This window comes from Maribacter arenosus (assembly GCF_014610845.1).
In the GTDB taxonomy this organism is placed as follows: domain Bacteria; phylum Bacteroidota; class Bacteroidia; order Flavobacteriales; family Flavobacteriaceae; genus Maribacter_A; species Maribacter_A arenosus.
Genome location: NZ_JABTCG010000004.1, coordinates 421824 through 433869 on the forward strand (window position 1 = coordinate 421824; position 12046 = coordinate 433869).

Genomic DNA, 12046 nt, shown 5'->3' on the forward strand with positions numbered 1-12046 from the left:
TATCAAAAGGTGGGCTTCTCCTATGATGGCATTTTAAAAACCACTGATTTTTACTTTATTTTCATTGCTGCCATTAATTCGATTTTAGAACGATGAATACCTGACAAATGTCATAGTCTGCCCGTTCAACTCTACTTAATTTTATGCAAATTTAAAACCGATACCTCGGCAATACGTTACTGTTAATCGTGTTAGGGTTCTTTTTCCCAATTTGCATAGGTATCTAAAACAAGCGAAAATCATCATGGAAAAAAAATCCAAAAAGTTAATTTGTGACGCTAATGAAGCCGTTGCCAGAGTGGCACACAAAACCAATGAAGTTTGTGCCATTTATCCGATTACCCCTGCTTCGCCCATGGGCGAGCATGTTGATGTGTATAGTTCCAAAGGACAGAAGAACATATGGGACAATGTTCCCAGGATAGTTGAAATGCAAAGTGAAGGTGGTGCTGCTGGAGCCGTTCATGGCTCGCTTCAGGCCGGTGCTTTAACCACTACATTTACAGCTTCCCAAGGTTTATTGTTAATGATTCCTAACATGTACAAAATGGCGGGAGAGTTATTGCCATCGGTTATTCATGTTGCGGCAAGAACAATAGCAACCCATGCATTATCCATTTTTGGTGATCATTCTGATGTTATGGCAGCAAGACAAACGGGATTCTCCATGTTGTTTGGCGGTTCTGTACAGGAAGCTCAAGATTTTGCGTTAATTTCCCAAGTAGCGACCTTAAAATCAAGAATACCTTTCATGAATATTTTTGATGGATTTAGAACCTCCCATGAGATTTCCAAAATCGATGGTATTTCTGATGACATTATAAAAGACATGATGCCAGAAGATGAAATAATGGCTCATAAGAAAAGATCATTGGATCCAGACAACCCTGTAATTAGAGGTACTTCCCAAAATCCGGATGTATTTTTCCAAGCAAGGGAAGCGGCCAACCTTTATTATGATAAGGTTCCTGGGATTGTTGAAAAGACAATGGAAGAATTTTACAAACACACAGGAAGAAAATATAGTTTGTTCTATTATGTAGGTCATCCTGAAGCTGAAAAAGTTATCGTAATTATGGGTTCAGGACAAGGTCCCGTTATGGAAGCTGTTGATACCATGGTTAAAAATGGCGAAAAAGTCGGGGCAATTATTGTCCGCCTGTTCAGACCATTCTCAATAAACCATTTTGTCGATGCCTTACCAAAAACCGTTCAGAAAGTTGCGGTTTTGGATAGGACAAAAGAACCAGGTAGCGTTGGGGAGCCTCTTTACCAAGATGTGGTAACGGCTTTCATGGAAAGCGAAAGAACCATGCCGCAAATTATCGGAGGACGCTACGGATTATCATCCAAAGAATTTGATCCTGCCATGGTTAAAGCGGTTTATGACGAGCTGGATAAGAAAAAGCCGTTGAACCACTTTACCGTTGGTATCAATGATGATGTCTCTTTTAGAAGTCTGGAAATTGGGGAAAGATTACAGACCGTCAAAACTACTTTTAACTGTATGTTTTATGGATTAGGATCTGATGGTACGGTAGGCGCTAACAAGAATTCCATAAAGATTATTGGAGAAACTACGGATAACTATGTACAAGGTTATTTTGTTTATGATTCCAAAAAAGCAGGTTCCCAAACAGTTTCGCATTTGCGATTTGGTCCTGCTCCCATATATTCTACCTATTTAATTCATAAAGCAGACTTTATAGCATGTCATAAGTTTAATTTCATTGAAAAATATGATATCCTGAAGAACATTAAAAAGGGTGGTACTTTCTTATTGAACTCGCCTTTTGCTAAAAATGATGTTTGGGAAATACTTCCTAAAAAAATGCAGGAAGAGATTGTTGAAAATGATGTGGAATTTTTCGTGATTGACGCCACCAAAGTGGCTCAAGAAGCCAATTTGGGCAAGCGTACCAATACCGTCTTACAAACGTGCTTCTTTGCAATTTCCGGAGTACTTCCTAAGGAAGAAGCGATTAAGAAAATCAAGGATGCCATTGTAAAATCATATTCCCATAAAGGGGAAAAGATCGTTAAAATGAATTTCAAGGCAGTTGATAAATCATTGGAAAATCTCCAAAAAGTGGATTATCCTAAACAGATTACCAGTGATGCTGAATTTAAGCCAATGATGACAGGGGATGCCGATCCATTTGTAAAAGAGGTATTAGGAAAAATATTGGCAGGAAAAGGAGATGAACTCCCAGTGAGTGCTTTCCCCGTTGATGGGACTTTCCCAACAGGTACTACCCAGTTTGAAAAACGCGGTATTGCCAATAAGGTCCCGGTATGGGATGGTGAAGACATATGTACACAATGTAATAAGTGCGTGGTAATTTGCCCACATGCCGCCATTAGGGCCAAAGTGGTTTCCAATGAAGAAATGGTAGGAGCCCCATCAACATTAAAATCGGTTCCTGCAAAAGGAAGACCGTTTAATGACAAGGAAGAATCCTATGTGTTGCAAGTATCCCCACAAGATTGTACCGGTTGTGATCTTTGTGTCGCTGTTTGCCCTGCAATTAGTAAAGAAGACCCCAACTTCAAGGCCATCAACATGCATAATAAACTTGAGGTTGAGACCGTTGAGGATCCAAACTGGGATTACTTTATAGAACTACCAGATTATAACAGAACGGAATTACAGATAACCAACGTAAAAGGTTCTCAATTCCTTGAACCGTTATTCGAGTTCTCTGGGGCCTGCCAAGGTTGTGGTGAGACACCATATATCAAATTATTGACCCAATTATACGGAGACAGTATTTTGATTGCCAATGCAACAGGTTGTTCATCTATTTATGGGGGCAATTTACCAACAACACCTTATAAAACCAATAAATTTGGTAGAGGACCGGCTTGGGCAAATTCATTATTTGAAGACAATGCCGAATATGGTCTTGGTATGAAATTGGCACTTTCTAAAAAACAAGAAATTGCGACTAACCTATTAAAAGGATTGGAAAAAGAAGTAGGAAAAGAATTGGTAGAAGCTATTTTGAACAACCCGGAAAAAACGGAAGCTCAGAAAGAAGAAAACTTCGCCAATCTTGATAAGCTTAAACCTATATTAGCTTCAATAGATAAACCAGAAGCTAAAAAACTATCACAACTAACCGAATATTTACGTAAGAAATCCGTGTGGATACTTGGTGGTGATGGTTGGGCCTATGATATTGGTTTTGGTGGTGTTGACCACGTATTGGCATCTGGGGAAAATATCAACATTATGGTGTTGGATACAGAGATTTACTCGAATACGGGTGGACAAATGTCTAAAGCGACACCCTTAGGCGCAAGTGCTAAATTCGCTGTCTCCGGTAAGCGTACCAGTAAGAAGAGTTTGGCGTTACAGGCTGTTTCTTATGAAAATGTATATGTTGCCCAAGTAGCTATTGGAGCCAAGGATTTGCAAACACTTAAAGCGATTGAAGAGGCAGAAGCTTATGACGGGCCTTCATTGATCATTGCTTATTCACATTGTGGTGACCATGGTTACAATTTGAGGGATGGGGCCCTTCATCAAGAAAAAGCGGTGGAAACAGGATATTGGCCATTATTTAGATTCGATCCTTCGAAACCAAAAGGTAAGAAGTTTAAATTGGACTCTAAAGCACCAGCTGCACCTCTTGAGGACTTTATGTATAAGGAAACCCGTTTCTCTAGGGTCGTTAAGGATAATGCTGAATTAGGAGCGCAACTTCTTAAACAAGCACAAGAGGAAGTTGACTCTAGATGGGAAAAATTGGAAATTTACAGGGATATGTAATTTATCTTAAAAAGTAGAAGTACTTTAATAGTTGACTTTGTTTTTTGAAACCATACATTCTGGATCATTTAGGTCTAGGATGTATGGGACAAAGTTGAGTAGTTCAACCATAAAATCATATTTATTATGGAAGATAGAGCCAAAAAACTGTATGAAGAAGCTATACAGAAATTAAAAGAAGCCAACGATGAATTATGCAGGCCTGAAGAAGATGTGGTTGCACAATTGGTATGTAGCAACGCACAAACTGCTATTTCAAATTATTTAAGGGGATTTCTTGCTGAAAATGGTATTGAATCCGATTTCGAGGATTCTATTAGTAGTCTTTACGAGAAATGTAAGGAGATCAATGAGAATTTTACGGAAGTGCATCTATCCGGTTTTGAATGCAATGCGCATAAAGACGAATCCAGATTCTGTAATGAATCTACACGTTTCAGCAGGTGTTTCGACATTGCTGATAGTTTGGATACCTTCATGAGGCGCGAAAAGATTATCAGCTAACGTTAGATTTTCAATATCCAAAATTCAATTCCAGGTTCTTTCCAGGAACCTAATGAAATTTTTATGCATAATGTTCTCAATATCTTCAGGAGAATATCCTCTTTGCTGAAGCATTTTGGGAACTTTTTGTAAATCGGCAATAGTATCAAGGTCATAAGGGCACTGTTCGGTTCCAAAACCACCATCCAAATCGGTTCCTATGCCCACATGATTTGCGTTTCCGGCCAATTGGCAGATATGGTCGATATTATCGATCATTGCATGCAAGGTAACCCCAAGTCCTCGTGGGGTTGACATACCCCTGATCCAATTTGGGGCCATCATCCATGCGTCCAAGGCCATTCCTACTACAGCTTTTCTATCAATTAGTTCCTTGATCTGTTCATCGGAAAATTGCCTATTATGGTCCACAAGGGCCCGGCAGTTGTTGTGGCTGGCCCAAATAGGTCCGTTATATATTTTCAGAGTTTCCCAAAAACTTTCGTCGTTCAAGTGCGTGGCATCCAATATCAATCCCAAACGCTCGATTTCCTTTAAAAGAGCTTTTCCTTTTATCCCGATACCCCCTTCACCATTGGTTCCTTGTGCATAGGTTCCAGGGCCATAATGTGCAGGTCCAATGGCCCGCAAACCCTGTTCGTATGATTTTTCTAAATGTCCCACTGTAACAATGGAGTCGGCACCTTCCAAACTTAAAATATAACCTATAGGCTTTTTCCCTTCCTTATTTCCCCAGAGTTTCAAATGGGCCTTTAGTTGAACAAGATTCCGTATTTGTACCATTTCGCCAACATCCTCCATGGCCTTGTACCAAGCTAATTGTCCTTGGGTCTGTGCCCATGCTTGATGGGGTGATTTCCACCCTGGAAGGGGATTACCCTTTTTAGTATGCCTTGCGATTTGGGTAGCGACACATAGTCCAACATTTCCACGGCGCATCGCTTGTAAGGAAACGGTATTTCTATTTCGATCGGGTTTATCGGACATGCCTATCTCACTCGTGCGAATGGCCTCTACAGACCAAGTCAGGTCCCTATTCCATTCCATGGCGTTCATGGCAAGATCTAAGTGGGCATCGAATACGAACATATCAGATTATGATTTTATGGTTTCTGGCGGCCACTTTCCAAGTTCCAGTTATCTTGTGGTCCTCAACGGTTAAGACACTGTCATATTTTGCTACCGTTGGGCAAATATGCATGGGGATCGCATAAAACACATCCCCTACTTCGTGGTCATGGGCATTTTCACATTCAACAACTAGATGTTCCTCGCTCTGCCCAATTTGTAAGCTATGTTCCAATCCTAGTATTCTCATTCGCGGGAAATCCATTTCAGGAGCTATTGATTTGTGGCCCAAATCGAAGCATAACCGGTTTTTACCAGGTTTACTAATGATACGGGTCATTAAAATGGCCGCATGCAAAAAACCCATTTCAGGGAATAGGTTGCCATAACGCTCATCCCAAAGTAATGTTGTGCCCGGGGATACTTCGGTATTAGGTCTTTTGGAATGTATGGGAAAAGATGGGCTTCCCCCAACGACCATTTCAATAGGCCCCAAACCCTTTTTTTCCATTTTCTGCTTTAATTCCAGAACGGGTTCAAGGGCTGTATCGCAGGCTTTTTGGCGTTTATTGATATCGGAATGGTGTATATGACCATCGTACGTATGGAAACCTCTGGCCTTAATATTAGTATTGATGGCCATGTTCCTGTACAGGTCCTCCGCATTCCTCCCCGCGGGTATCCCCGTACGTTTCATACCGTTGTCGATATCTATCCAAAGCTGTATTTTGGCGTTTTTCGATCTAGCCAAATCGCTTAGGGCCTCCAAGGTTTTAAGGTTATCTACCAGGGTCGAGAATTTAGATTTGGGGTAAGTTGCCATCAATCTAAAAAATCGACGCATATTCGCGCCGACCATTTGCATGGCCAATAGAATATCCTGGGCACCACATTGAGCCAATAATTCGGCTTCGGCAACGGTGGCACATTTGAATTTATGAATGCCCATTTCCATTTGCATTTTCACAATTTCGGCCATTTTATGCGTTTTAATATGTGGTCGTAAAATCGCCGGATCACCGGCAATCTTGACCATACGCTCGATATTCTTTTTTATCCTATTCGGATAAACCAATAAAGAGGGGGAAATAACATCTGAAGTATCATGTATGATATACCATTTTGGGGCTTGCATAGTTGTTATTTATGTAATTCGAACACTGCCTCTATCTCTACGGGAATATTACCTGGGAGCATCATGCCTACGGCACTGCGTACCCCGACCCCGTTATCATTTCCGAAAACATCGGCCATGAGTTCACTAAAACCATTGATGACCAAGGGCTGTTGTCCAAAATCGGGAGTGGAGTTCACCATCCCTAAAACCTTGACAATCCGTTTTATCTTATCAACAGAACCAAAATGGGTGATAATGGTCGAAAGCATGGTTAGGCCCACTTGTTCAGCGGCCAATTTACCCTGTCCCAAATTCAGGTCCTCACCGACCCGGCCTACCATGAGGGAACCATCGGCCTTCATGGGCCCTTGGCCCGAAACGTATAGGAAATTGTCGACCACCAAGACTGGTTTATAGAGTCCAGCTGGGGGTGGGGCAGGGGGCAGTTGTAATCCCAAGGCCTTTATTCTTTCTGAAGGTAAATTTTCCATGTGTTATCTTTTAAATGAATATATCCAAAACAAGCACTCCCAAAAGACCGATTATGCCTACCATAGTTTCCATAACCGTCCATGTACGTAAGGTATCTTTGACCGATAGGTTAAAATACTCTTTATACAACCAAAACCCTCCGTCATTCACATGGGAAAGCATTAAACTTCCTGAACCTATGGCTAAGACCATCAGTTCAGGGCTTACTCCGGAGGTTGACAAAAGAGGTAATGCAATGCCGGCTGCCGTTAGGCCCGCTACAGTTGCGGAACCTACACAGACACGAATGACAGTAGCAATCAACCAGGCCAAGATCAATGGTGAAATGGTTGAGCCTTTCAATAGATTACCGATATAATCACTTACGCCACTGTCGATTAAAACTTCCTTTAGTCCCCCGGCGCCAGCAATAATCAATAATACCATAGTAATACCGGCCACCGCATGGGAAACCGAATCCATGACCTCTGTCATGGTACGACCACGGTTTAACCCTAAGGTAAAAATCGCCAAGAGTACGGAAAGCAGCATGGCTATGACAGGATCACCTATGACCGAAGTAATTTTTGACATGATATTTTCCTCGGGCAAGAATACATTGGTCAGGGCATTAATACCTATAAGAATAACCGGAAAAAGTGCTGTGACGATACTGATTGTAATACCGGGCATTTCGTCCTCAGTAAGGACCCTGGGGTTCACAAATTCCTTTAAGGGAGTTGCCTTTATGTTCTTGATCGTTCTTGAGAATAAAGGTCCGGCGATGACAATAGCTGGCACCGCTACGACCAAACCATACAAAAGGGTTTTGCCGATATCTGCATTGAACATGACTGCTATTCCCGTCGGTGCCGGATGTGGGGGTAAATATCCATGGGTAACGGAAAGGGATGCCAACATAGGCAGCCCCACGTAGATCAAGGGCAGTCCGGTGGCAGCAGCGACGGTAAAAACCAGGGGAATAAGAATTACAAAACCGACGGTATAGAACATGGGAATACCTACAATAAAACCCGTGAGGACCACGGCCCATTGAATGTTTTTCTTACCGAATTTATCCACCAATTTTGTAGTAATACGTTGGGCAGCACCACTATCCGCCACCAATTTACCGAGCATGGCCCCAAATCCCAGGATCATGATCAAGCCTCCCAAGGTCTTTCCTACCCCCTTTTGAATGGAATCCAATACGTTAAGGAAGTCCATTCCTTCAGCGACACCGACAACTAGGGAAACAATGATAAAGGAAATAAAGGCGTTGAGTTTAAATTGGGCAATAAGGATGAAGAGTAGTATTATTCCAATAATTACAATGAATAATGGCATAAGGTGGCGTTTATAAAAAGCGAATTTTTAAATATACCAAATTGTATAAAAAGAGGGGCTATTGAAAGTCCCAATTTTTTAAACTTTTTCAGGGGATAATAACATGTAAACCATTCCAGCCAACAATGCCCCAACAATCGGAGCGACATGGAATAACCATATCAACTATAAGGTACCGATAGATTCTGTCACAAATTTTTTCATATTAAATGTTATACTAATAGTTTAAAATTGTCAGTGGTCCTAAAAGTTTATTATTGCACCAAGGGTTTAACATAACTTAAGGGGAACTTTTTCAATGCAATAAATTGGTTTACGTTAAAGAGAATACTGAAGTTTTCAGTACCTTGTAAGCTAATTTGATTTTGTGATTTTAATGGGAATTAATTTTAAAATGTGCCGTTGGAATGGACTTTTTAGTATTTATAAGAACAACTATTAATTATACTTGGAAAATGAGAAAAATTACACTGCTTACTTTTGGAATCTGTTTTGTTTTGGGGAGTTTTTTTGGCTTCTCACAGGATAAAAAAGAATCTGTTTGGGATGAAAAGACCTTTGAAGGACTAAAATTCAGAAGTATTGGCCCCGCCTTTATGTCGGGTCGACTTTCTGATATTGCAATAGATCCGGCCAATGAAAATGTTTGGTATGCCGCTGTATCTTCCGGAGGACTCTGGAAAACCATCAACGCAGGTACTACTTGGAAACCATTGACCGATAAGGAATCGTTCTATGCGACGGGTTGTGTGACCATCGATTCAAATAACAGTGGCATTATCTGGTTGGGTACTGGAGAGAACAATGGCGGTCGACATATCGGTGTCGGACACGGAGTCTATAAAAGTATGGATGGAGGGGATTCGTGGAAAAATATGGGATTGAAAAATTCCGAGCATATTTCAAAAATAATAGTTCACCCAGAACATTCCGATATTGTTTGGATAGCTTCCCAAGGGCCTTTATGGAGCTCAGGAGGGGACAGGGGTCTATACAAAACAACAGACGGGGGCATAACCTGGAGCCAACCCTTAAAAATTGATGAGTGGACAGGCGTGACCGATTTGGTTATCGATCCGAGGAATCCGGATATTTTGTATGCCGCATCATGGCAACGACATAGAAATGTCGCGGCTTATATGGGAGGTGGTCCGGGAACGGCGCTTTATAAAAGTACTGATGGGGGTGAGACCTGGAACAAACTGGAAACAGGACTTCCCAAAGGCGATATGGGTAAAATTGGATTGGCTATTTCACCCATGCAACCCGATGTTCTCTATGCTGCCATTGAGTTGGAACGAAGAACGGGTGCAGTCTATCGCTCTACCGATCAAGGGGGAAGTTGGACAAAAATGTCGGATACCGTTTCTGGGGGGACAGGACCTCACTATTACCAAGAATTGATCGCTTCGCCCCATGTTTTCGACCGTATTTATCTCATGAACAACAATGCCTTGATTTCCGAGGATGGGGGCAAAACCTTTGTAGGGATGAAAGAGGAACAAAAGCATGGAGATAACCATTCCTTGGCGTTCAAGGAAAATGACCCAAATTATCTACTGATGGGTTCTGACGGAGGAATCTATGAGAGTTTCGACCATTCTGAAACTTGGAAATATGTCAGTAACCTGCCTGTTACCCAGTTTTACAAAGTAGCGGTTGATGATGCCGAACCTTTCTACAATGTTTTTGGGGGCACCCAAGATAACAATTCCGAAGGGGGCCCCTCAAGAACCTTTAATACCATCGGCATTGCAAACCAAGATTGGTTTGTTCTTTTAGGGGGCGATGGCCATCAGCCCGCCACTACACCCGGAAATCCCGATATTGTTTACGCACAGTCACAACAAGGAAATCTACATCGAATTGATCGAACCACTGGGGAAGCGGTATTCATTAAACCATATTCGAAACCTGGGGAAGATTATGAGCGTAATAACTGGGATTCACCTATTCTCGTAAGTAACCATGATCCAAAACGCCTCTATTTTGCCTCTCAGAGGGTGTGGCGCTCTGATGATAGGGGTGATAGTTGGATCCCCATCTCAAGTGACCTAACAAAAAATCAAGAACGCCTTACCTTACCTATCATGGGCAAAAAGCAGAGTTGGGATGCCGTATGGGATGTCTATGCCATGTCTACCTATAATACCATAACATCACTTTCTGAATCGCCTATTGATGAAAATATCATTTTTGCCGGAACCGATGATGGCTATATTCAATATACGAGCAATGGCGGCGGTAACTGGACCCAAGTGGATGTAAATTCACTGCCCGGTGTGCCAAGTACGGCCTTTGTAAATGATATCAAGGCCGATTTGCACAATACCAATATTGCCTATGTGGCTTTAGACAACCATAAGTTCGGGGATTACAATCCTTATGTGTATAAAACAGTGAACGGTGGTAAAACATGGACTCCCATTAACAATGGCTTACCAAAGGGCACGTTGACATGGCGATTGGTACAGGACCATGTAGACAAGGACCTTTTGTTCCTGGCGACCGAATATGGCATCTATGTATCTTTTAACCAAGGGGCGAAATGGATCAAATTTTCGAACGGGATCCCTACGATTTCATTTAGGGATTTGGCCATCCAAAAACGGGAAAACGATCTTATCGGGGCTTCCTTTGGACGGGGCTTCTATATTTTTGACGATTATAGTCCCTTGCGCGATGTTTCCGAGGAGATGTTACGTAGTAAAGCCGTACTTTTTAAACCCCGAAAAGCATTGCAATACACCCAAGTTAGAGGAGGTAGCAGTAGTCAGGGGGGGGATTTCTTTACGGCGGATAACCCACCCTATGGGGCGGTTTTCAACTATTACCTGGCCGATGTTGACAAGACGATTGCCGATAGCAGGAAGGAAAGCGAGAAAAAACTGAAAAAAGATAAAAAGGATATTCCTTTCCCAGGATGGGAGGCCTTGGAAAATGAAAAAAACCAAAGCAAGCCCATAGCCGTTTTGGTCGTAAAAAATGCAGATGATAAAGTAGTGGCGCGCGTTACTGGTCCGCTTAAAAAAGGCTTTCAGCAGGTTTCCTGGGATTTGACCGAATCCTTGAAAACGACGCTGACAACGGAAAAGGAAAGTGAAAATCGGTGGTTTAGAAGAGCCGCTGCGGTTGATCCCGGGAACTATACCGTTACATTATACAAATCGTTAGACGGGAATATTATACAATTGGGAACTCCCCAAACGTTCATGGTAGAACGCATTCGCACGAATGTTCTGAAAAACCCGAATGCCGATAAAATAGAAGCCTTTAAAAATGAACTTTTATCATTTGCAACAAAAGTTGATGTCGATGAACATGATTTTGAAAAAGCCAGTAAAAAAGTAAAGGCTTTTGATAAGGCCTTGAATTATGTCAATGCTACACCGGGATCTTTGGAAAATGAAGTGGTGAAATTACAAGAAACCATGAATAGTCTAAAAGTGGCTTTGTCTGGAAATTCAGCAAAGGCCGAAGTGGGAGAGAAAGACGACCCAACAGTTAGCGATCGTTTGATGATCGCCCGACGCGGATTTTTCGGTAATTCCTACGGACCAACTAAAATGCAGATGGAAAGTCTTGAATTGGCGAAACAACAATATGCTGGCTTTGAGGTTAAGTTGAGAAAATTCTTGGATACCGATGTTCCCAGAGTTGAAAAATTATTGCAGAATGCAGGTGCACCACCTATCGTGGATTAAAATTTGTTATTTATATAAAATAAAACCTTGGCATTGGTTTATCCCAAGCCAAGGTTTTAT

Annotated in this window: 7 protein-coding genes; 3 read left to right on the forward strand and 4 right to left on the reverse strand. The window is 41.8% G+C overall.

Annotation, left to right across the window (positions count from 1 at the left end):
- The first annotated feature begins 244 nt into the window (after window positions 1-244).
- The gene (gene nifJ, locus HPE63_RS12850) at window positions 245-3775 is read left to right on the forward strand and encodes a pyruvate:ferredoxin (flavodoxin) oxidoreductase (protein WP_188314669.1); all 3531 of its coding nucleotides are present in this window, start codon (window positions 245-247) and stop codon (window positions 3773-3775) included.
- 126 nt (window positions 3776-3901) lie between these two features.
- Complete coding sequence (locus tag HPE63_RS12855; RefSeq protein ID WP_188314670.1) at window positions 3902-4279, forward strand: HEPN domain-containing protein; 378 nt, start codon at window positions 3902-3904, stop codon at window positions 4277-4279.
- A 24-nt stretch (window positions 4280-4303) separates the two neighbouring features.
- Here HPE63_RS12855 and HPE63_RS12860 read toward each other — a convergent pair whose 3' ends face one another.
- From HPE63_RS12860 to HPE63_RS12875, 4 genes are read right to left on the reverse strand one after another with little or no spacing between them, the layout of a single operon-like run.
- Window positions 4304-5368 carry a dipeptidase gene (locus HPE63_RS12860; RefSeq protein ID WP_188314671.1) on the reverse strand — a complete coding sequence of 355 codons (1065 nt, stop codon included), beginning with the start codon at window positions 5366-5368 and terminating at the stop codon, window positions 4304-4306.
- A 1-nt stretch (window position 5369) separates the two neighbouring features.
- On the reverse strand, window positions 5370-6482 hold the full coding sequence (locus HPE63_RS12865; RefSeq protein ID WP_188314672.1) for a D-TA family PLP-dependent enzyme: 1113 nt from the start codon (window positions 6480-6482) through the stop codon (window positions 5370-5372).
- Between the two features lie 5 nt (window positions 6483-6487).
- A complete protein-coding gene (locus tag HPE63_RS12870; RefSeq protein WP_188314673.1) occupies window positions 6488-6955 on the reverse strand; it encodes a RidA family protein in 468 nt (155 codons plus the stop codon).
- Between the two features lie 10 nt (window positions 6956-6965).
- Window positions 6966-8282, reverse strand: a complete 1317-nt coding sequence (locus tag HPE63_RS12875) for a gluconate:H+ symporter (RefSeq protein ID WP_188314674.1) — start codon at window positions 8280-8282, stop codon at window positions 6966-6968.
- A 455-nt stretch (window positions 8283-8737) separates the two neighbouring features.
- On the opposite strand from HPE63_RS12875, the gene HPE63_RS12880 reads away from it, so the two are divergent.
- Window positions 8738-11986, forward strand: a complete 3249-nt coding sequence (locus HPE63_RS12880; protein WP_188314675.1) for a sialidase family protein — start codon at window positions 8738-8740, stop codon at window positions 11984-11986.
- Window positions 11987-12046: the final 60 nt, after the last annotated feature.